The sequence below is a fragment of the Pseudomonas sp. ICMP 561 genome, assembly GCF_002699985.1.
In the GTDB taxonomy this organism is placed as follows: Bacteria; Pseudomonadota; Gammaproteobacteria; order Pseudomonadales; family Pseudomonadaceae; genus Aquipseudomonas; species Aquipseudomonas quasicaspiana.
Genome location: NZ_LKBT01000008.1, coordinates 55459 through 75708 on the forward strand (window position 1 = coordinate 55459; position 20250 = coordinate 75708).

20 protein-coding genes are annotated in these 20250 nt (G+C 58.9%); 6 read left to right on the top strand and 14 right to left on the bottom strand.

Annotated elements, in window-relative coordinates:
* Nucleotides 1–227: 227 nt before the first annotated feature.
* From AO242_RS07850 to AO242_RS07870, 5 genes are all read left to right on the top strand, one after another.
* Complete coding sequence (locus AO242_RS07850; protein ID WP_099268275.1) at nucleotides 228–2450, top strand: TonB-dependent siderophore receptor; 2223 nt, start codon at nucleotides 228–230, stop codon at nucleotides 2448–2450.
* An 8-nt stretch (nucleotides 2451–2458) separates the two neighbouring features.
* Nucleotides 2459–3295 carry a 5'-nucleotidase, lipoprotein e(P4) family gene (locus AO242_RS07855; RefSeq protein ID WP_027899346.1) on the top strand — a complete coding sequence of 279 codons (837 nt, stop codon included), beginning with the start codon at nucleotides 2459–2461 and terminating at the stop codon, nucleotides 3293–3295.
* A gap of 58 nt (nucleotides 3296–3353) precedes the next feature.
* On the top strand, nucleotides 3354–3947 hold the full coding sequence (gene pnuC / locus AO242_RS07860; protein ID WP_099268276.1) for a nicotinamide riboside transporter PnuC: 594 nt from the start codon (nucleotides 3354–3356) through the stop codon (nucleotides 3945–3947).
* A 225-nt stretch (nucleotides 3948–4172) separates the two neighbouring features.
* The gene (glsB, locus tag AO242_RS07865; protein WP_027899344.1) at nucleotides 4173–5081 is read left to right on the top strand and encodes a glutaminase B; all 909 of its coding nucleotides are present in this window, start codon (nucleotides 4173–4175) and stop codon (nucleotides 5079–5081) included.
* 117 nt (nucleotides 5082–5198) lie between these two features.
* A complete protein-coding gene (locus AO242_RS07870) occupies nucleotides 5199–6344 on the top strand; it encodes a DUF1615 domain-containing protein (RefSeq protein WP_164706156.1) in 1146 nt (381 codons plus the stop codon).
* On the opposite strand, the gene AO242_RS07875 is transcribed toward AO242_RS07870, so the two are convergent.
* Nucleotides 6341–6571 (bottom strand): DUF6555 family protein, encoded by a 231-nt coding sequence (locus AO242_RS07875; protein ID WP_231677404.1) that lies wholly within the window; start codon nucleotides 6569–6571, stop codon nucleotides 6341–6343. The genes AO242_RS07870 and AO242_RS07875 overlap by 4 nt on opposite strands.
* Nucleotides 6572–6621: 50 nt before the next feature.
* Entirely contained in the window at nucleotides 6622–7056 is a 435-nt protein-coding gene (locus AO242_RS07880) for a DUF1810 domain-containing protein (RefSeq protein WP_099268278.1), read from the bottom strand.
* 281 nt (nucleotides 7057–7337) lie between these two features.
* Here AO242_RS07880 and AO242_RS07885 point away from each other — a divergent pair, with 281 nt between their 5' ends.
* Nucleotides 7338–9149 carry an ABC transporter ATP-binding protein gene (locus tag AO242_RS07885; RefSeq protein WP_099268279.1) on the top strand — a complete coding sequence of 604 codons (1812 nt, stop codon included), beginning with the start codon at nucleotides 7338–7340 and terminating at the stop codon, nucleotides 9147–9149.
* Between the two features lie 355 nt (nucleotides 9150–9504).
* On the opposite strand, the gene AO242_RS07890 is transcribed toward AO242_RS07885, so the two are convergent.
* The 12 genes from AO242_RS07890 to nac form a co-directional block, all read right to left on the bottom strand.
* Nucleotides 9505–10338, bottom strand: a complete 834-nt coding sequence (locus AO242_RS07890) for an ABC transporter substrate-binding protein (RefSeq protein WP_099268280.1) — start codon at nucleotides 10336–10338, stop codon at nucleotides 9505–9507.
* 58 nt (nucleotides 10339–10396) lie between these two features.
* Nucleotides 10397–11125: an amino acid ABC transporter ATP-binding protein gene (locus tag AO242_RS07895; protein WP_176560589.1), complete on the bottom strand. Its 729-nt coding sequence runs from the start codon at nucleotides 11123–11125 to the stop codon at nucleotides 10397–10399.
* 22 nt (nucleotides 11126–11147) lie between these two features.
* Nucleotides 11148–11891, bottom strand: a complete 744-nt coding sequence (locus AO242_RS07900; RefSeq protein ID WP_099268282.1) for an amino acid ABC transporter permease — start codon at nucleotides 11889–11891, stop codon at nucleotides 11148–11150.
* A gap of 6 nt (nucleotides 11892–11897) precedes the next feature.
* Complete coding sequence (locus AO242_RS07905; protein WP_049826736.1) at nucleotides 11898–12596, bottom strand: amino acid ABC transporter permease; 699 nt, start codon at nucleotides 12594–12596, stop codon at nucleotides 11898–11900.
* A 105-nt stretch (nucleotides 12597–12701) separates the two neighbouring features.
* A complete protein-coding gene (locus AO242_RS07910) occupies nucleotides 12702–13454 on the bottom strand; it encodes an SDR family oxidoreductase (protein ID WP_099268283.1) in 753 nt (250 codons plus the stop codon).
* Nucleotides 13455–13798: 344 nt separating this feature from the next.
* Nucleotides 13799–14566 (bottom strand): LamB/YcsF family protein, encoded by a 768-nt coding sequence (locus AO242_RS07915; protein WP_099268284.1) that lies wholly within the window; start codon nucleotides 14564–14566, stop codon nucleotides 13799–13801.
* Nucleotides 14563–14985 (bottom strand): acetyl-CoA carboxylase biotin carboxyl carrier protein, encoded by a 423-nt coding sequence (locus AO242_RS07920; RefSeq protein ID WP_099268285.1) that lies wholly within the window; start codon nucleotides 14983–14985, stop codon nucleotides 14563–14565. Before AO242_RS07920 ends, AO242_RS07915 begins: the two co-directional genes overlap by 4 nt.
* Before the next feature lie 10 nt (nucleotides 14986–14995).
* Nucleotides 14996–15967: a biotin-dependent carboxyltransferase family protein gene (locus tag AO242_RS07925; protein WP_099268286.1), complete on the bottom strand. Its 972-nt coding sequence runs from the start codon at nucleotides 15965–15967 to the stop codon at nucleotides 14996–14998.
* The gene (gene pxpB, locus AO242_RS07930) at nucleotides 15964–16635 is read right to left on the bottom strand and encodes a 5-oxoprolinase subunit PxpB (RefSeq protein ID WP_099268287.1); all 672 of its coding nucleotides are present in this window, start codon (nucleotides 16633–16635) and stop codon (nucleotides 15964–15966) included. The genes AO242_RS07925 and pxpB overlap by 4 nt, the downstream gene beginning before the upstream one ends.
* A complete protein-coding gene (gene accC, locus AO242_RS07935; RefSeq protein WP_099268288.1) occupies nucleotides 16632–17984 on the bottom strand; it encodes an acetyl-CoA carboxylase biotin carboxylase subunit in 1353 nt (450 codons plus the stop codon). Before accC ends, pxpB begins: the two co-directional genes overlap by 4 nt.
* Before the next feature lie 26 nt (nucleotides 17985–18010).
* On the bottom strand, nucleotides 18011–18460 hold the full coding sequence (locus tag AO242_RS07940) for an acetyl-CoA carboxylase biotin carboxyl carrier protein (RefSeq protein ID WP_099268289.1): 450 nt from the start codon (nucleotides 18458–18460) through the stop codon (nucleotides 18011–18013).
* Nucleotides 18461–18565: 105 nt separating this feature from the next.
* Nucleotides 18566–19480, bottom strand: a complete 915-nt coding sequence (gene nac, locus AO242_RS07945; protein ID WP_099268290.1) for a nitrogen assimilation transcriptional regulator NAC — start codon at nucleotides 19478–19480, stop codon at nucleotides 18566–18568.
* Between the last annotated feature and the right edge of the window lie 770 nt (nucleotides 19481–20250).

Genomic DNA, 20250 nt, shown 5'->3' on the forward strand with positions numbered 1-20250 from the left:
CAGGTCCTATGTTTGCCGCGATACAGCGCGGCGCCATGGACACCGGGGCAGCACCCACGGAAATTGTGTTTGCATATCACCTGCATGAAGCCAGGCTCCTACCGATCGCATTCCTCCTGCCTGACGTCTTCTCTCCTTGAAAAATCCAGTTGTAACGCACTGTTTGCAGGCCTCGCGCTTGCGTCCGGCATAAAGCGTCGGTATACAGCGCCCACAAAGGAGCTTTCATGGTTATGTCTTATCGAATGTCTGAGTCACCCGCGCCGAGGTTTTCGCCAAATCTGTTGAGAATTGGGGTGTTGATGGCCTGTGGCGTGGGCAATGGTTGGCTGGCGGGTGCGGCGTGGGCAGAAGACGGGAGCGCCGCAAATACTGGCGTGCTGCTGGACGCGATCACGGTCAACGGCGAGCAAGACGCTGGCTATCAGGCCATTGAGGCTGCGGTGGGCGGTTTTGGCCCAGCGCCTTTGCTGGACACACCGGCGTCGATTGGCGTAATCACCGAGCAACGACTCAAGAATCAGCAGGCCAGGCTGCTCAGTGAAGTGCTGCGTAACGACGCTTCGGTAGGCGAGAGTTATGCGCCAGTCGGTTACTACGAGAATTTCGTGGTCCGCGGTTTTGCCCTTAATTCTGCCAGCAGCTACAAGATAAACGGCCGGACGATCACCGGCGAGCAGAACGTCGCGCTGGAAAACAAGCAGCAGGTTGAATTGCTCAAGGGCCTTGCGGGTTTGCAAAGTGGTGTGTCCGAGCCCGGTGGTGTGGTCAATTACGTGAGCAAGCGTCCGGAAGATGTACGTTCCGTCACTGTCTCGACCAATGAGCAGGGTGAGCGTTACCTGGCTACGGATCTGGGTGGCTGGTTCGGCAGCGAACGGCAGTTCGGTATTCGTACCAACCTGGCACATGAAGACATTCGTTCTTACGTGGATCACGCCGACGGCAAACGTGATTTCGCCTCGCTGGCGGTGGACTGGAACATCAGCCCAGACAGTCTTTTGCAACTGAATGCCGAGTACCAGAACCGCGAACAGCGTTCCGTGCCGGGTTACCAGTTGCTGGGCGGCACCAGAGTTCCGCATAACCCTGACCCCCGTGATCTGCTGGGCTACCAGAGTTGGTCCAACCCGGTGGGTATCCAGTCGCTGAACCTGGACGGGCTTTATGAGTACCGCTTCAACGATTCATGGAAAGCCAGTTTCAGCGCTTCCCGCAGCCGTGTGGTAATCGATGATTACAGTACCTTCGCCTGGGGCTGTTATGGCTCGGCCAGTTGCGCAGGCGTGAACGTCGCGAACTATTTCAGCCCGGAAGGTGAATACGATATCTCGGACTACCGCAGCCCTGATGATACCCGTCGCAATGACGAAGCCCAGGCCGCAATCAGCGGGCAGTTCGACAGCGGATTTCTCAAGCATGAACTCACGTTCGGAACTACAGCATTCCGCCGTGTGGTGGACCGTCGTGATGCACTCAACGAGTTCATTGGCAGCGGGGTAATCGGCACCACGCCGGATACTTTCGAGCCATTTTCGGGGGCGGCGGGCCACACTTACCGTCACCTCGACAGCCGTCAGTACGGCCTGTTCGCCACCGACCGGATCAGTTTTAACGAGCAGTGGCAAACCGTGCTTGGCGGGCGGCAAGTTCGCCTTGACGAAAAAACCTATGACGAGGCAGGCGCCACCACCCGGCATACCCAACGGGCGGAGTTTCTGCCTCAGGCGGCACTGATTTACAAACCGCGTCCGGACACTGCGCTGTACATCAGCTACAGCAAAGGCTTGTCGCTGGGCGGAGAGGCGTCCTGGTTCAGCACCAACGCCGATGAGATTCTGCCACCGACCACATCCCGGCAGATCGAGGCGGGGGTCAAGCACGACTGGCAGCGTTTGAGCCTGACCGCCGCTCTGTTCCAGATCACTCAGGACTACCAGTACAACCGTCCCAACGACGACGGGACCTTGACCTACGTGCAGCAAGGCAAGCAAAAAAATACCGGGCTTGAACTGTCTGCCAATGGTCGAGTGACTTCGAATCTGCAAGTATCGGCCAGCGTCGCCGCGATTCGGGCACGTGTCACTGGCAGCGGCACCGACGCCTACGACGATCATCAGGCGATCAACGTACCCAAACTGCGTGCCGCCCTGCACGGTGATTACAGTATTCCCGGTTTTAACGGGCTGGCCTTGTTAGGTGGTGTGCAGTACAGCGGTAGCAAGTACGCCAACAGGCAAGGCAGTGTAAAGGTCGACGACTATGCGGTGTTTGATATGGGCGGCCGTTACAGCACCAAGGTCGAGGGCTATGACACGGTGCTGCGCCTGACTGTCGACAACCTGTTCGATAAGCGTTACTGGCGTGATGTGGGCGAGTCTGCGGGCGACGGCTATCTGTTCCCCGGCGCACCGCGTACTGCGCGAGTGTCGGCCACTGTGAATTTCTGAGGTCAAGCATGGGCAAGTTCTTTATCAGTGGCGCGTTGGTACTGTGCGCTGCACTCGCCGGGTGCCAGCAACGGCCACCCGCCAATGATCAACTGGATGCCGTGCTGTGGACGCAGACGTCCATCGAGCACGAGTTGATTTACCGGCAGGTGTTCGACAGCGCCACGCGGCAACTCGATGTCGCACTGGCCGATCCGACCTGGGATGCCTTGCCGCAAGCACCGCGTAACCTGACCGGGTTGCCGCCAGCGGTGATCGTTGATATCGACGAAACCCTGCTGGATAACATTCCGCTTAACGCGCGGGATATTCGCAACGATCAGGTTTATTCCTATGATCGCTGGAATGTCTGGGTGGACGAGGCCAAAGCTCAGGATTTGCCGGGGGCGGTGGGTTTCCTGCAGGCCGCCGCTCAGCGTGGCGTCAAGGTGTATTACCTGACCAATCGGGAGCATTCACAAGTGGCGGCCACAGTGAAGAACCTGCGCCTGCGTGGTTTTCCGGTGGACGATGCGCAGCAGGTTCTGGCGGCGGCGACGCCCACTGGTGGATGTGAGAAGGACGGCTATGGCAAGACCTGCCGCCGCCAATGGGTCGCCAGCCATGCACGGGTATTGATGCTGGTAGGGGATTCATTTGGTGATTTCATCCAGGCCGACAGCAATAACCTGGCGGCACAACGCAAGGCCGCTGCGCCGTATCTGGCCTGGTTGGGACAGCGCTGGTTCCTGCTGCCTAATCCGACTTATGGCAAATGGTACAGCGCACCGTACGGTGATCAGGAAGATCTGCCGATGACGCGCAAACGCGAGCTAAAACAACAGGCGCTGGATCTCCAGCAATAACAACAACGCTAATGCTTTCCAGGCTGGTGCTTTTTGCCAGCAAGCCGAGGGGCAAACCATGTCAACACTGGAAATAATCGCGGTGCTCATCAACATCATCGGTGTGTGGCTCACCGCCCGGCGCATTCGTTGGTGCTGGCCGGTGAGTGTGGTGGCGGTGTTGTTGTATGCGTGGATTTTCTACGACGCAAAGCTTTACTCGGACATGTTGCTACAGGTGATTTTTGCCTTCCTTCAAGGCTACGGCTGGTGGTGCTGGAGTCAGGGCGGGCTGGACAATGGCAAGGTGCATGTGGCGCGCCTGCCGCTGCAAACGGCTGTGTTGAACCTGATCGTCGGTGCGATGGCAGCCGTGCTTCTCGGCAGTCTGATGGCCCACTTTACCGACGCCGTCGTTCCGTGGCTGGACGCATCGCTGACAGCTTTCAGCCTGGTCGCCAGCGTTTGGGCAGCACGCAAATACGTCGCGAGCTGGTGGCTATGGATCGTTCTCGACTGCGTCTATGTCGGCATGTACCTGCACCGCGATCTGGATCTGACTGCCGGATTGTATGCGGGGTTTGTGGTACTTGCGTTCTACGGCTACCGCGCCTGGCGGCGTGATCTACTGAGTCAGGAATCCCTGCGTGGGGAATTGAATGCTGGGGCTTGAGCCAGGAAACCACCGGATTGAACTGCATCCTGTAGTACCCAGCCATTTGCATTTCTGAGCTGACCCAAACTGTAGGAGCGCACGAGCATCGCGAGGCCGCGATAGCGTTGTATCAGACAGATCGCCATCGCTGGCCTCGTAACCTGCAAGTCAACAGGTGACCTGTGTGATGCGCTTCGCCGATTGATCGTCTAGCATGCGGTCCCAAAAACAATGAGCGCATCCATGCAGAAGTTGCTGAACGAGATACTCGATGAAGTACGTCCCTTGATCGGAACGGGCAAGGTCGCCGACTACATTCCGGCGCTGGGCGACGTGCCTGCGAATCAATTGGGCATTGCCGTATATGGCAACGACGGTGAGCTGTATTGCGCGGGCGATGCCGAGACGCGCTTTTCTATCCAGAGTATTTCCAAGGTCTTCAGCCTGGTTCAAGCCATCGGTCACTCCGGCGAGGAAATCTGGCAGCGGTTGGGCCATGAGCCCTCCGGTCAGCCGTTCAATTCGCTGGTGCAGCTGGAGTTCGAGCGCGGTCGGCCACGCAATCCCTTCATCAACGCCGGAGCGTTGGTGATCTGTGATATCAACCAGTCACGCTTCGCGGCACCCGCGTTGTCGATGCGTGACTTCGTGCGTCGTCTGTGCGGTAACCCTGAGATCATTTCCGACTCCAAAGTCGCCGAGTCCGAATATCAGCACCGTTCACGAAACGCAGCTGCGGCCTACCTGATGAAGTCCTTCGATAACTTCCACGGCGAAGTTGAAGCGGTCCTGCGCAGCTACTTCCATCACTGCGCCTTGAGCATGAGCTGTGTCGATCTGGCCCGCGCCTTTGGCTTCCTCGCCAATCAAGGCTATTGCGTGCACAGCGGTGAGCAAATTCTCAGTGCTCGACAGACCAAGCAACTCAACTCAATCATGGCCACCAGCGGGCTTTATGACGAGGCAGGCAACTTTGCCTACCGGGTGGGTTTGCCGGGCAAGAGCGGGGTAGGTGGAGGTATCGTGGCCGTAGTGCCTGGACGTTTCACGGTGTGCGTCTGGTCCCCCGAGCTCAATGCGGCAGGCAACTCTCTCGCTGGCATGGCCGCGTTGGAAAAGCTCAGTTCGCGCATCGAATGGTCGGTGTTCTGACCGCGGATTTATCGCTATTCAGGAAATCTCCGAGCATTCATGCTGTTACGCAGGTCTATTGAATTCGAATCAGCGGCCATGGGGCTGATTCCAATTTTCAGCAGTGCCAGGGGATGCATGCTTTTGAATCGATCATCGCTGCCGGTTTTCGGGTATTCGCTCGACTTTTCTACTGTGCTCAAACCCTTGCTGATCGCGTTCGGCGGGTTGTTACTGGCTGCTTGCGGCACTCAACGCACTCAGCAGGCTCCGGAACTGACGCCGGGGCAAGTCCGTGCGCAGATTGTGCGTCTGATGCCCGCTAAAACGCCGGACCGGGAAGGCTGGGCTGCGGATATTCAGACGGCCTTTGCCGCGCAGGAACTGGAACCCAGCACGGAAAACCTGTGTTCTGTATTGGCAGTTACAGAACAGGAATCCACCTATCAAGTTGATCCGGCCGTACCGGGGATGGCGAGAATCGCTCGGGGCGAAATAGATCGCCGCGCCGCCCGATTGCACATTCCGCAGATGCTGATTAACCGTGCGTTGAAAATCCGCTCGCCTGACGGCAAAACCTATGCCGCGCGACTGGAGGCTGCACGCACCGAGAAGGACCTCAGCGCGATCTTTGATGATTTCATTGGCATGGTGCCTTTGGGGCAGACGCTGTTTGGCAGCCTGAACCCGGTACATACGGGCGGGCCTATGCAGGTAAGCATCGCCTTCGCCGAGAAACAGGCCAAGGGTTATCCATACCCGGTTGACGGCACGATTCGCCGCGAAGTATTCAGCCGACGTGGCGGCATGTATTTCGGGATCGCCCATTTGCTCGGCTACCCGGCTGATTATCCGCAGTCGCTTTATCGCTTCGCCGATTTCAATGCCGGTTGGTACGCCAGTCGCAATGCGGCGTTCCAGAGTGCCGTCAGCCGCGCAACGGGCATCAAGCTGGCGCTGGACGGTGACTTGATTCGATACGACTCCACGTCACCCGGCGCCACCGAGTTGGCGATTCGCTCGCTGGGCAAGCGCCTGGATATGAGCAATTCGGCGATTTTCAGCCAGCTCAAGCAGGGCGATACGCTGGATTTCCAGAAGACTGAAGTGTACGAGCGGGTCTTCGAACTCGCCGAGCAGGCCGCAGGCAAACCGTTGCCGAGGGCAATCCTGCCGGGTATTACGCTGCAGAGTCCGAAGATCACCCGCGACCTGACCACCGCGTGGTTCGCCGAACGGGTTGATGATCGGCGCGAGCGATGCGTGCAGCGGGCAGGACGTTAGGTTTGTTCCTGCCAACTGACGTCGGTCAATCCCGAGCGTTCCGCGTGATGCCTGAGCAGGATAATCTCTTCGGGGGGCGGAGACTGATTGTGCAATACGCCGATACCTGCGTGCAGGCAGGCGTAATACCAGGCATCGGAGTCAGTCATTTGCGAATCAATTTGTACGAACAGTTTTACTTGCCCGTGGATCCTGTAGCGGATCTCGAAGTGTCGGCTAACTGCCATAAAGCGCTCCATGGGTGATAGCGCTATGACACTAGTGGCGTTCTGATAGTTCAATCACTGCGATTGCTGATTTTTCCCTGAGTGTTGGCATCGTGCGTGCCATCAAAGAAGGTGTCGAGTACGGCTTGAAACACTTTGCGTTGAGGTCCAGCGATAGCGAAAAGAGTCATGCTTGAGTGGAGCTTCAGATCATCGGGGGAGCCGAATATCTGCCGTGCCGTCCGTTGCAACTGTGGCTCGATGATTTTCGCGCATTGCTCCAGACGTGCTCCGAGGAGTGGATGCGCGAGATAGGCCTGGGCTTCATCCAGGCAGGTAATGGCATACCGACGGGCCATTTCGCTATGACCCAGTCCGGCAATTTGCGGGAAAACGAACCACATCCAGTGGCTTTGTTTGCGGCCGGCGCTGAGCTCTTTGAGCACCTGCTCGAATACCGGGTCTTGCGCATCGACGAAACGCTGCAGGTTGTAGGTGTCTTCCATGGTGCACGTCCTCGGGGCTTATGATGTGAGCTTAGTCGTTAACATGGTCTGTACCTGCCGCGATGTACCTGAAATCAAGCTGTCGCGAAGCAAACACAGGACCTGTAGGAGCTGCCGAAGGCTGCGATCGCGGCGTATCAGGAAAAATGCTTCGCAGCCTTCGGCAGCTCCTACACAAAATGGATTTCAATCCAGTAGTTTGTATGTTGTTTGGTGCTCGTGAGCTTCTACAAATCACCACCAGCAGGTTTTCAATCCAGCCATTCAGAGTCCCCCCAAGCATGCCCGTTGTCAGTCGTTTCACCGCTTTTCTCGATCAGGCGCGCCGTGCCATGGGACTGGTCTGGACCACGTCCCGAGGTTTGTCGCTAGGCTTGATCGTCGCCACCTTGATGGCGGGTGTACTGCCTGCTCTGGCTGCCTGGCTTGGCCAGCGCATAGTCGATGCCGTAGTGGCTGCCATGCAATTGCATGCGGCGGCGGGGGATGCGCCATTGTGGCCGGTGTTGCGTTACGTGTTGCTGGAAGCAGGCGTACTGGCCCTGTTGGCTGGCACTCAGCGCGCGTTGTCCGTGCAGCAATCGCTGTTGCGCGTGCAGCTGGGGCAGAAGGTCAACACGCTGATTCTTGAGAAAGCCCAGACCCTGTCTCTGATCCAGTTCGAAGACTCCGAGTTTTACGACAAGCTGGTGCGGGTCCGTCGCGAGGCTTCCACCCGGCCTTTGGCGCTGGTGACCAAATCCCTGGGCCTGATCCAGAACCTGATTTCCCTGGTCAGCTTCGGCATTTTGCTGGTGCACTTTTCGCCGTGGGCCCTGCTGATTCTGGTGGTCGGTGCCTTGCCGGTGTTCTTTGCCGAGGCGCATTTCTCCGGCGATGCATTTCGGTTGTTCACTCGTCGTGCCCCTGAAAGCCGTCAGCAGAATTACATCGAGACGCTGCTTTCCCACGAAACCTACATCAAGGAGGTCAAGCTGTTTGGCTTCGGTCCCTTGCTGATGCAGCGTTATCGCGACACCTTCCAGCGGTTGTATGCCGAAGACCGTAAGCTCACCCTGCGCCGCGATGGCTGGGGCTTTCTGCTGGGACTGTTGGGCACCAGCGCGTTTTATCTGGCCTATGCGTGGATTGTGATCGACGCGGTGCACGGGAAGATCACCCTGGGGCAGATGACCATGTACCTGGTGCTGTTCAAGCAGGGACAAAGCGCCGTCAGCAGCAGCCTTAGCGCAATCAGCGGACTGTACGAAGACGGTTTGTACCTCGCTGACCTCTACGAATACCTCGGGCAGCCGGTACCGGTGGAAACCGGCCATATCACCGAGGGTGTGCTGCCAGGCGATGGTCTGCGTTTTGAAAGCGTGAGCTTCAGTTATCCCGGCTCCAGCCACGTAACGCTGGAGAACATCGACCTGCATTTGGGCCCGGGTCGCAGTGTGGCGCTGGTTGGCGAAAACGGCTCTGGCAAGACGACGTTGATCAAATTGCTGACCCGCCTTTATCGGCCCAATCAGGGGCGCATCCTGCTCGACGGCAGTGACCTCAATGACTGGAACGAAGATGCACTGCGACGCCGCATTGGCGTGATTTTTCAGGATTACATTCGCTACCAGTTTGTAGTCGGAGAAAACCTCGGAGTTGGCGATATCGATGCGTTCGGCGAAGAGAATCGTTGGCGCGATGCAGCCAGTCAGGGCATGGCAGCGGAGTTCATCGAGCGCCTGGACAAAGGCTATGCCACGCAACTGGGCCGGTGGTTTGCCGGTGGGCAGGAGCTGTCAGGCGGGCAGTGGCAGAAGATCGCCTTGTCCCGGGCATACATGCGCCGCAACGCAGACATTCTGATTCTCGACGAGCCGACCGCTGCACTGGATGCCGGGGCGGAAGCGGCGGTATTTGATCACTTCCGCGAGTACGCCAAAGGGCGCATGACACTGTTGATTTCGCACCGGTTCTCCAGTGTGCGTAACGCCGATCATATCGTGGTGCTGGATAAGGGCAGGGTACTGGAGCGGGGCAATCACGCCAGCCTGGTGGCTGCGGGCGGCCGCTATGCCGAGCTGTTTGATTTGCAGGCGCGGGGGTATCGGTAAGAGATTGAAAACCCTCTACCACTGTGGGAGCAGAGCTTGCTCCTATCAAACAAACTACAACTATTTGATTTGGAGTACTTTTTCATCTGTAGGAGCGCGCTTGCCCGCGATCGCGTCAGCACAGGCAATATATTCATCGACTGACAGACCGAATCGCGGGCAAGCGCGCTCCTACAGGGTCCGTGTTTGCTGCGCGACAGCGTGGTGTCAGGGACACCGGGGCGACTCCCACAGATTCTGCGCAAACTCCTTAGGACCGGCTGGGGTTGCACCCGAACATAAAGTCCCCCACACAGGTCTGAGTTAGCAGGCAGAAAAAGAATCTGCCACGCATTCAGCCAAAGGTATCAGCCCATCAAGGCAACGGATCAAACTTCAGTGCGCTCAGGCTCTGCACTTTGTCTTCGCGGACCATTTTGTATTCGGTGTTCGGGCCGATCCAGCGTTCCCAGATAGCGTCGATTTCACCGGCGTCGTCCATGGCTTTCAGTGATTCATTGACCTTGGCGAGGAAGGCGGGCTCATCCTTGCGCATACCGGCACCGATCGGCTCAAGGGCCATGGGCTCTTTGGCGATGGCCAGTTCGATGCCGGACGCCTTGGCCTGATTGACCAGTTTGATCGCGGTCATGGTGTTGGTGACAAGGCCCAAGACCTTGTTCTGCTGCAACGCCATGTAAGCCGAGCCGGTGTCCTGGAAGGTCACTGGAATGGCTTCAGCAATCCGGATCGACTGCTCGGAGGTCGAGCCCTTGGTGGAGCTGATGCGCTTGCCCTTGAAGAACGCCTTGTCCTTGTCGGCATTGGCCGCGTGAACCACCAGGGTTTCCTTGGCAATGTAGTACGGGTCGCTGAACTGGATCTGGTCGGCGCGGGTTTTGGTGTACGCGAGGTTGGCGAACAGGACGTCAACGCGGCCCATTTTCACTTCTGGAATCCGTGCTTCAACCGACATCGGCTTGAGCTCCAGCTTGACGCCGAGCTTCTTCGCCAAGGCAGTACACAGGTCCACGTCCATGCCTACCAGTTCACGGGTTTTCGGATCCGGTGCGGAGAATGGCGGGACATCGGCATACACGCCGCAGCTCAACGACTGCCTGGCCATGATGTCGCTCAACTGATCGGCGTGGGCGATGGTGACTGCCAAAGGACTCAAGGCTACAGCGGCGAACAAATGCTTGATACGCATGGGAAACTCCAGAAATTCAGGATGAGTTAAGAGCAGGTCCAGCGGCAGTTTTTAGAAATCAGTGCGCCCGCAGGTCTGCGATGAAACGTTGGGCGCGAGGGTGTTGGGGTTGGCTGAAAAAGCTCTCAGGGTCGCTTTTTTCAAGGATCTGCCCGGCGTCCATGAACCAGATGGTGTCAGCGACTTCACGGGCGAAATTCATCTCGTGGGTCACGCACATCATGGTCATCCCGTCTTTGGCCAGGCCTTTCATGACGCTCAGCACTTCGCCGACCATTTCCGGGTCCAGGGCGCTGGTGGGTTCGTCGAACAGCATCACCGGTGGTTCCATGGCCAAGGCTCGGGCAATCGCCACTCGCTGTTGCTGGCCGCCGGACAGTTGCGCCGGATAAGCCCCCGCCTTGTGCGCCAGGCCCACACGGTCCAGCAACTGCATGGCCCGCTCCTTGGCAGCCGAACCCTTGAGCCCGAGGGTCTTGGTCGGTGACAGGATGATGTTGTCCAGCACCGACAGATGCGGGAACAGGTTAAAGCTCTGAAACACGAAGCCCACCCGGCTGCGCAGGCGATTGACGTTGGCATCGGTGCCGTTCACGTCTTGACCGTCGAACAGGATCTGGCCTTTCTGGATGTCTTCCAGGCGGTTGACTGTACGGATCAGGGTTGATTTGCCCGAGCCCGAAGGCCCGCACAGCACCACCACTTCACCGGTGTTCACTTGTGCGGTGAGGTTGGTCAGCGCCTGGTACTCGCCGTACCACTTGTTGACGTTGGAAAACATGATCATTGGACGCATGAGTCAGCCCTCTTCAATTAATGGGGGTCAGCAAAGGGCTGTCGACGGCGGCAGCGGTGACGGTGCCCAGACGCTTGCGGGCAATGCGCCGCTCCAGCCAGTCGGCCAGATGAGTCAGGGCGAAACACAGCAGGTAGTAGATGACAGCAAGGATGAAAAACACCTGGAATGGCTTGGTCAGCAACTGGTTGTTTACCTGATTGGCGGCAAAGGTGATTTCCTGCACGTTGATCACGTAGCCCAGCGAGGTTTCCTTGATAATCGAAATGAACTGGCTGAGCAGGCTGGGCAGGGCGTTGTAAAGTGCCTGAGGCAAGATCACCCAAAGGGTAGTGCGCATATAGCCCATGCCCAGTGCCCGGGACGCTTCGTATTGGCCGGCTGGCAACGCCTGAATGCTGCCGCGAATGATTTCGCTCAGATAGGCGCTCTGGTAGATCACCAATGTGCACAGCATGGTGGTGAAACCGGTGATGTTGTGGCCGATCAGCAGCGGCACCAGGAAGTAGGTCCAGAAGATCACCATCAGCAGCGGGATGCCGCGCAGTACATAGACCCAGACGGTCGAAAACCAGCGCAGCGGGGCCCATGGGGAAATCCGCGCCATGGCCAGCAACAGGCCTAGCGGGAAGGCGAAAACTAGCGCCAGAATCGCCAGAATCAACGTCGCCGCCAGACCGCCCAGTGGCCCGTGCGGGTATTGACCAATAAGGAACAGCGTCCAGTTCTGTTGAAGGATCGTGAAGATATCGAACATGCTCGCTTACCTCGCCAGGGCTTTGTTGAATCGCTTGGCCAGCAGGGCACCCAAGCCCATCAGCAGCAGCGAAAAGGCCAGGTACACCACCGAGGCGACCAGAAAGGATTCAAAGGTGCGGAACGTGTAGTTCTCGACTTCGCGAGTGGCGTAGGTCAACTCCATCACGCCAATGGCCATGGCCAGGCTGGTGTTCTTGAACAGAAGTACGGTGTGGTTGATCAGCGAGGGCAGGCAATTACGCACCCCTTGCGGCAGGATCACGTAACGCATCGAGCGCACGTAGCCCATGCCCAGCGCCCGTGACGCTTCGGTTTGTCCGGATGGGATGGCGCGCAGGCCGCTGCGAATGTCTTCGCTGAAGTAGGCGGCCTGACAGAGGCCCAGCGCGATGACGGAAAACAGATACTCAGTGTTGTAACCCGCGAGCCAGATCTGAGTGGAGGTCGACAGCAAGGTTGGAATACCGAAATACCAGAGCATCAATTGCACCAGCGTCGGCACGTTGCGGTGGTAGGAAACGTAGGCCGCCACCAGACCATTGGCGTATTTGTTGCCGGTCAGACGCACCGTCACCAGAACCAGCGCGAGCAGCATGGCCAGGCACCAGGCGAACAGCGCCAGTTGCAACGTCATTTCGATGCCCTTGACGATCAACTCGGCGTATTCGCCGGTGAGGATCGGGGCTAGATCGAAGTCATTCATGGTCAATCCCTATCGGCATTGGTAGGGGCAGAAAAAATGCCAGGCGCTGGCCTGGCCAAAAGAGCGCATTGACGGATCAGTCCGTTCTGGTCGCCTGGGCTGAACTCAACCCTGATAGTCCTGTGGGCGGGCCGTGGACAGACCGCCGGGGACTTGCAGCGTCGGGGTGATTTCCATATGGCCAATGTTCACCGCAACCGGGGCCGCGATCGCGAAGGCGATGGCATTGGCGATGTCCGCGGCCACCGGCAATTCGAAACCTTCGACGAAGCGTTTGTAGGTCTCTTCGGAGTCGCCATGCACATGGGCAAAGATGTCAGTGGCAACCCGGCCCGGACAGATTTCGGTGACCCGGACGCGCTTGCCGAATGCGTCAATACGCAGCTGGCGCGAGAGCATGCTCACGGCTGCTTTAGTCGCGTGATACGTGGAGTTGCCGCCGAAGTTGTAGGCCGCAGCGATGGAGCTGATGTTGATGATATGGCCGCTGTCGCGCTCGACCATGCCGGGCAGCGCCAGACGGGCCAGATGCAGCACTGCGCGCAGGTTGACGTCGATCAGGAAGTCGATACCTTCAGCGTCCGAAGCCAGGATCGAACCCGGACGATCAACCCCGGCGTTGTTGACCAGAATGTCGAAGCTGTGTTTTTCGAAGAGGGCGGTGAGGCCCGGCAGGTCGGTCACGTCGATGACGTGGGCGATGCAGCCGGTACGTGCCGCCAGTTCGGCGAGCTTGTCGGCGCTGCGGGCAATGGCGTGAACTTCAATGCCTTCCTGACACAGGCGCTCAACCACGGCGGCACCGATCCCGGAAGAGGCGCCGGTGACCAGCGCGGTTTTGTAATCGGAAAATGGCATTGCGTGTACCTCTGAATCTAGTGGTTCACCGGTCTGTCCGGTGAACGTTAAATACGGTCTGGTGTTGCTGATGTATCGACTCTATCCAGCACCAACCCTGACGACCAAGACGGAATGGCTGTGTGGCTATAAGCGTCTCTTATGACGTCTGGTGCGCCTGGAACGCATTTTCTATAGGAACTGACCCAGTGTCTCTGAAACAGCGCTCTCGCCCAGCAACGGGGATCTGTTGGAGCGAGGCTTGCCCGCGAAGAACGATAACGCGGTGTGCCTGACCCACTGAGTCGGCTGGTTCGCGGGCAAGCCTCGCTCCAACAAATCCCGTGTTCGCTGCGCGATAGCCCTCACGCCATCAGTTTGCTGATCGGCACGATCTGCCCACCCGCTGATTCGATTTCAGTACGCACGGTTCTCGCCAGTTCGACTGCGCCGGGGGTGTCGCCATGCAGCAATATCGAGCAGGCGCTGACCTTGATCACCTTGCCGCTGATGCTGGTCACGGTGCCGTATTCGAGCAATTGGCGAACCCGTTGCAACACAGCGGCGGGGTCCTTGATCACCGAATTGGCGATCTTGCGCGGCACCAGCAGGCAGTCGTCGTCATAGGCGCGATCCGCCAGAAAGGTCGTCGCAACCCGCAGATTGTTCTGGCTTGCAGCCGTTTCAATGGCGCGGCTGCTGGATGAACTGACGATGATCTCGGGGTCAAACGCTGCCACTGTGCGAATCAACTGCGCTGCCATGTCGGCATCGGCAGCGACCATGTTGCCCAGCGCGCCATGAAAGCTCATGTGAGTCATGTGATGCCCGGCGACTCTGGCGATGGCGGCCAGCGAGCCGAGTTGATACGTCACATAGGTGCACAGCTCTTTGATTTCGATATTCATCTGCCGACGGCCAAAACCCGCCAGGTCCGGGAAGCCGACGTGGGCCCCCAGATCGATGCCTCTGGCTTTGGCCAGCAGCGCCGTGTTGTTCATGATCAGCGGGTCGCCAGCATGGAAGCCACAGGCAACGTTGGCCGAGGAAATGATCTCCATCAGCGCTTCGTCTTCACCCATGCGCCAGGCACCGAAGCCTTCGCCCATATCGGCATTCAAATCAATCTTCATGGTTGCACCGCGTCGGCGTCGAAAGGTAAGAGGCTGATTAACGGCTGGCCGTAACTGACGGTCGTGCCATTGGCGACAAGTACGCTGCAAACCTGCCCGGCATGCTGACTGCGCACCGGCAGCAGCAAAGTACCAACGGCCAGAATTGCAATCAGTTGACCGGGCTGAAGGTCACTGCCGACAGGCGCGAGCACGATGCTGTCGTCCGGGTGGGCCAGCAGCAAACGGCCTACACCTGAGGCCTTGATCTGCAGCGCGTCCGGCTCAGGCTGGTTTTCCGAGGCCTCGGTCGAACTGGAGTACTCAGCTGCAACACCACGCTTCAAACTCAACTTGAAACCTGGTTTATCGATTTCTGCACCGGACAAACCGGCTGCGGTCAGGTCAGCGACCAACTGGCGAATCTGTTCAATGTTCATGCTTCGTTCCTCAGCGCCGGGCCAGATTCTGCAGGGCCACAAGACGTCGCACTTCAGCCAGGTAAGCCTGATTTTCCTCAAGAGCATCCAGCGCCTGGTCGTAGCTGCATTCGATGAAACGAATCCGGCTGCCAATCGCTGCCTGACCCAGACGCCACAGGTCTGCCTCAATCACGGTGCCGAACTTCGGATAACCGCCGCTGGGTTGGGCATCACGCATCTGAATGATCGGCTGGCCGCCGTGAGGCACTTGAATCACACCGGGCACGATGCCGTGAGAGCGGACTTCCATGGCCTGCTCGGGCAGGATCGGCGTGCCTTCCAGCCGGAAACCGTAACGGTTGCTCTGTGAGGTGATCTTCCAGTCATCGCTCCAGAACGAGGCGCGGGAATCAGCCTTGAATGCCTGGTATTCCGCAGCAGGCAATACGCGCATGGCGACAACCCCGTCAACACTGAGGGGCAGGGCATGAGTCGGGCTCAGTACACCAAAATCCACAGAGCGGGCGAGCAATCCTGGCGCAGCGGCAGCCAGTCGATCACCTTGCTGCAAGGCCCGGCCTTGAAAACCACCGAATTCGCCGCGCAACTGAGTGCTGCGTGAACCCAGCACCATCGGTACGTCAACGCCCCCCGCCAGACACAGGTAAGCGCGGCAGCCAGCAACCGGCTGATTGATCGTCAGCGTCTGACCCTTCAAGCCCTGCATTACCCAGTTTGGCGGGAATCCAACACCGTCCAGATCGGCCGCGCTGGCAGCACCGGTGACTGTAAAGGCGCAGTCTTCAAGCAGACGTACTTCAAAAGGGAATACCGGTATCTCGATGGCGGCTGCTTCTTCGGCGTTGCCCAGCAGAATATTGCCGGTCGCGACCGCCAGGGTGTCCATGGCGCCGGAAGTACCCACGCCATAGCCCAGACTGCCAATGCGGCCCAGGTCCTGAACCGTGGCCAGGGCCGTGGCGGATAAAATCTCGATCATCGAATGATCCTCTCGATGCGAAAACGCAACAGATCCCCCGGCTGCAACAGCGCCGGAGGTGATTGAGCGGGGTCGAAAAACACCATTTCGGTGCGGCCAATGGTGTTCCAGCCGCTCGGGCCTGCGGAGGCAGAAACACCGGTCTGCACGCCACCGATGGACACCGCGCCTGCGCCAATACTCAGCACCGGCACTTTGCGCCGTGGCGTGGCAATGCGCGTATCCATGCCGCCCAGATAGCAGTAGCCTGGATGGCTGCCCAGGGCATACACCGGGTACAGCGGTTCGCTGTGCAGGTGCGCGATGGTTTCAATGTCCAGCCCGGTGTGGGCGATCACGTCGTCCATGTGCGGACCGAACTCGCCGCCATACACCACCGGCAACTCGATTATCCGGCCCTCAAGTGGCAGCGGCTCGCTGGCTTCCCACGCTTGCAGCAAGCGCTCGGTCAAGGCGCTCAGGTGGCGCGGCGGGACGTTGAAAGTCAGCATCAGGTTGTTCATGCCCGGCACCGACTCACGGATTTCCGGCCATTGCTCAGTCATCTGCGCCATGGCCCAGATCCGTTGTTGAGGGGCCAGATCAAGACTGCCGTGCGCTTCGAAGAGCAGGGCAGTGGTACCCAGCAAGCTGATGGTCGGACGTGTGTCCGGGAGAGCGATGCTCATTGCGGGCTCCGTTGCTTTAACCAGTGCTCAAGATGATGAATGTCCACGCCACCGGCGCAGAACGCGGGGTCGTCGAGGATTTCCCGGTGCAAGGGGATGTTGGTGGAGATGCCTTCGACGTACAGCTCGCTGAGCGCCAGACGCATGCGTGCCAGCGCTTCTTCACGGGTCGCGCCGTGGCTGATGACCTTGGCGACCATCGAGTCGTAGTAGGGCGGTACGCGATAGCCCGTGGTGACGTGGGAGTCAACGCGTACACCAAAGCCACCGGGCACTTCCCAGCGGGTGATCTGCCCCGGCGTCGGCATGAAACTGATCGGGTCCTCGGCGTTGATCCGGCACTCCAGCGAGTGACCGCTGGTGACGATATCCGCCTGACGTAATTCCAGACGTTCCCCACGGGCCATGCGTATCTGCTGCTGAACGATGTCGATGCCAGTGGTCATCTCGGTCACCGGATGCTCGACCTGCAAGCGTGTATTCATTTCAATGAAGAAGAACTGGCCGTCTTCGTAGAGAAACTCAAAGGTGCCCACGCCGCGATAACCGATCTGCTGACAGGCCTTCACACAGCGTTCGCCCACATGTGCGATCAGTTGTGGATCGATGCCCGGAGCGGGGGCTTCTTCGAGGACCTTCTGGTGGCGACGTTGCAACGAACAGTCGCGACTGCCCAGCCACACGGCATTGCCGTAGGCATCGCACAGCACCTGGATTTCCACGTGCCGCGGATGGCCGAGAAACTTTTCGATGTACAGTTCAGGGTTGCCGAAGGCCAGACGGGCTTCTTCCCGGGTCAGGGCAATAGCGTCGAGTAATTCCGCTTCTTGCTGGACCACGCGCATGCCACGGCCACCGCCGCCGCCAGCGGCTTTGACGATCACCGGATAACCGATTTCACGGGCCACGGCGAGGATTGCCTGCGGGTCGCTGGACATGCTCGAATCAGGCCCCGGCACGCACGGCACACCGGCTTCGCGCATGGCCCGCTTGGCGGCGACCTTGTCTCCCATGGTGCGGATGCATTCAGCGCTGGGACCGATAAACGTCAGGCCTGCTGCTTTGATGCGTTCTGCGAAGTCTGCATTTTCGGACAGGAACCCGTAGCCGGGATGAATCGCCTGAGCGCCGCTGACCTGTGCGGCAAACAGCAGGGCAGCCTGATTCAGGTAACTGTGGGTCGGTGCAGCGGGACCAATACACAAGGCTTCGTCAGCCTGAGTGACGTATTGCGCGTGGCGGTCAGCCTCGGAGTACACGACTACGGTTTTCAGACCCAGACCCCGACAGGCACGCTGGATACGCAGGGCAATTTCGCCACGGTTGGCGATCAGCACTTTATTGAACATTGTGGGCACCTAAAAAATACGGGGGGTCAAACCAGGCGAAACAACGGCTGGCCGGATTCAACCTCGGTGCCGCCGCTGGCCAGGATCGCGTCGACAATGCCGGCGTGAGGCGCTTTGAGCGGGTGGAACATCTTCATCGCTTCAAGAATCGCCAGGGTTTGCCCTGCTTCGACGTTGTCACCGACTTTCACGAAAGGCGCTTCACCGGCTGCCGGGGTCAGGTGCAGTACGCCGTACAGGCTGGCCTTTACCTCACCACCGGTTTTGTTTTTCTCCGAAGCAGGGCGGGTGACCTGGACGGCGGCTTTTGGCGCTGCCTTGGTGGGCGCTGTGTTTGCAGGTGTGCCCTGCACGGTGTTGCAACCTGTGGCATCTTTGAACAGGCGCAACGTGCTATCGCCTTCCGTGAGGCTCAGTTCGATCAGGTCGGACTCGGCCAGCAACTCGATCAGTGCCTTGATGCGTTCTTGATCCATACCCTTGCCTTTACCTTTGCAGCTTGCCGTATTGAATGAAGTTCAATCTAACGAGGGCTGCGAAGGACCGCCAAGACGGTTTGGCTGTGGGGTGATAAGGCACGCTTATGACGCTGAGACGGTTTGAGCACGCATCTCTGCGACCAGCTCCAGCAGGATCGCCTTGACCGCCTGAGCCGGTACCGACAAGGGCAAATGACCTGACAGACACAAGGCTAGCGGCGCCTGAATATCTGGCTCGACGATGCGCAACATGCGTGCTCCGGTGGCGGCGACCAGCACCTTGGCGGCTGATTCGGGAAGGATGGTCGAACCAAAGCGTTCAGCTACCGCCGAGGTCAGGGTCGCCGACGATTCCACTTCGGCGACCACGTTTGCGCTCTGGCCAATGCTGACAAAGGCTTCGTCTACCAGCTTGCGCATGATGTTGTAGGGGCGGGGCAGGAGCATTTCCATGGGGGCCAGCTCGGCCAGGCCAATTTCATCACGTCCGTCCAGGTGCTCTTCAGCACTGACCAGATACAGGTTCTCCCGTAACAGTGGCACGAAGCTCAGGCCATGCACTTCGCGACCGCCATACAGCACGGCCATGTCCATGCGGCCATTCATGATCAGTTCGCTGAGGGTGGTGCCGAAGTTTTCATTGAGGTACAGGAGAATGCCCGGATATCGCTCGCGCACCCGTCGTAGCAGAGGTAGCGACAGCGTGGACGCAGCGGTGCCCGGCGCGAGCCCCACTGACACTTGGCCGGACAGTGCGTGACCGGTGTCGTTGACGTCGCTGATCGCCTGCTCACACTGGCGCAGGATGTGTTGTGCATGGCCGTACAAGACCTTGCCCGCTTCAGTCGGCGTCACACCGCGTTTGGTGCGAATCAGCAGTTGCTGATGCAGTTCGGCTTCGAGGGTTGCCAGCTGTTGGCTAAGGGCGGGCTGGGCGATATGCAGGACGTCGGCGGCTTGGGTCAGGCTGCCGATGTCGACGATCTTAACGAAGTACTTCAGGCGACGGAGGTTCAAGAGGAGGGCTCATGGTGGGCTGACATCTGTTGGGTGTTAGCAAAAGCCAGGCCACCGGTGGAGAAGGCACAGGTATCTACATAACTTCTGTATTTGTGTACATATCCGTTATTGGGGTAACGGCTGGTATTGGTTGCGCTTTTACAGCGCCTCACTTTTGATAGATCCGGAAGCCGGCCCAGACAAAAGTAAGCAAAACGCTCTTGCCCCACCACTCGGCACCTCGCTGGTGCTCGGTGTACCCGCCCGCAGATCCTGAACCGTGGGCCGCCGCAACGGGCCATCCATGGCCCAATGCGGCTAACCTGGCGTCCTGCCCCTCTTCAACTCAAGGGCGCCCCACGCTTCAGAATCTGCGTTCGGCCAGCGTGGTTTAACGGGGCGCCTCAGATCAAAATCAAAAGCGCGGCGGCCTGACAGCCGACCTGGTTGTGCGGGTTTGCCGGGCATCTGTAGGAGCTGCCGAAGGCTGCGAAGCGGTGTGTCAGACATCGAATGCGTTGGATGTGGTGGCGTCTCGCGAACAAGTTCGCTCCTACCGGTCCGCGGGGAACCGCTGCTTTTGATCTGCTTTTGATTTTGATCTTAAGCGCCCCGTTAAACCACGCCGGCCGGAATTCGACCTTGCTGTGTGGGGTGAACCGGCAGGGATGCCGGTTTAGCCGCCTCAGGCCATGGATGGCCGGTGGCGGCGGCCCCACGCAGCAAGGTCGGATTACGGGCATGCCGAGCCTAGGCGAGGCACCAAGTGGTGGGGCAAGAGCGTTTTG

What these genes read in the sequence shown, in the direction of transcription:
- AO242_RS07940 (WP_099268289.1), bottom strand. Translation starts at nt 18,460, where the DNA reads ATGGATCAAGAACGCATCAAGGCACTGATCGAGTTGCTGGCCGAGTCC.
- AO242_RS07905 (WP_049826736.1), bottom strand. Translation starts at nt 12,596, where the DNA reads ATGAATGACTTCGATCTAGCCCCGATCCTCACCGGCGAATACGCCGAG.
- AO242_RS07920 (WP_099268285.1), bottom strand. Translation starts at nt 14,985, where the DNA reads ATGAACATTGAACAGATTCGCCAGTTGGTCGCTGACCTGACCGCAGCC.
- AO242_RS07900 (WP_099268282.1), bottom strand. Translation starts at nt 11,891, where the DNA reads ATGTTCGATATCTTCACGATCCTTCAACAGAACTGGACGCTGTTCCTT.
- pxpB (WP_099268287.1), bottom strand. Translation starts at nt 16,635, where the DNA reads ATGAGCATCGCTCTCCCGGACACACGTCCGACCATCAGCTTGCTGGGT.
- AO242_RS07885 (WP_099268279.1), top strand. Translation starts at nt 7,338, where the DNA reads ATGCCCGTTGTCAGTCGTTTCACCGCTTTTCTCGATCAGGCGCGCCGT.
- AO242_RS07850 (WP_099268275.1), top strand. Translation starts at nt 228, where the DNA reads ATGGTTATGTCTTATCGAATGTCTGAGTCACCCGCGCCGAGGTTTTCG.
- AO242_RS07870 (WP_164706156.1), top strand. Translation starts at nt 5,199, where the DNA reads ATGCTTTTGAATCGATCATCGCTGCCGGTTTTCGGGTATTCGCTCGAC.
- AO242_RS07875 (WP_231677404.1), bottom strand. Translation starts at nt 6,571, where the DNA reads ATGGCAGTTAGCCGACACTTCGAGATCCGCTACAGGATCCACGGGCAA.
- AO242_RS07915 (WP_099268284.1), bottom strand. Translation starts at nt 14,566, where the DNA reads ATGAAGATTGATTTGAATGCCGATATGGGCGAAGGCTTCGGTGCCTGG.
- pnuC (WP_099268276.1), top strand. Translation starts at nt 3,354, where the DNA reads ATGTCAACACTGGAAATAATCGCGGTGCTCATCAACATCATCGGTGTG.
- AO242_RS07925 (WP_099268286.1), bottom strand. Translation starts at nt 15,967, where the DNA reads ATGATCGAGATTTTATCCGCCACGGCCCTGGCCACGGTTCAGGACCTG.
- accC (WP_099268288.1), bottom strand. Translation starts at nt 17,984, where the DNA reads ATGTTCAATAAAGTGCTGATCGCCAACCGTGGCGAAATTGCCCTGCGT.
- AO242_RS07895 (WP_176560589.1), bottom strand. Translation starts at nt 11,125, where the DNA reads ATGATCATGTTTTCCAACGTCAACAAGTGGTACGGCGAGTACCAGGCG.
- AO242_RS07880 (WP_099268278.1), bottom strand. Translation starts at nt 7,056, where the DNA reads ATGGAAGACACCTACAACCTGCAGCGTTTCGTCGATGCGCAAGACCCG.
- glsB (WP_027899344.1), top strand. Translation starts at nt 4,173, where the DNA reads ATGCAGAAGTTGCTGAACGAGATACTCGATGAAGTACGTCCCTTGATC.
- AO242_RS07890 (WP_099268280.1), bottom strand. Translation starts at nt 10,338, where the DNA reads ATGCGTATCAAGCATTTGTTCGCCGCTGTAGCCTTGAGTCCTTTGGCA.
- AO242_RS07910 (WP_099268283.1), bottom strand. Translation starts at nt 13,454, where the DNA reads ATGCCATTTTCCGATTACAAAACCGCGCTGGTCACCGGCGCCTCTTCC.
- AO242_RS07855 (WP_027899346.1), top strand. Translation starts at nt 2,459, where the DNA reads ATGGGCAAGTTCTTTATCAGTGGCGCGTTGGTACTGTGCGCTGCACTC.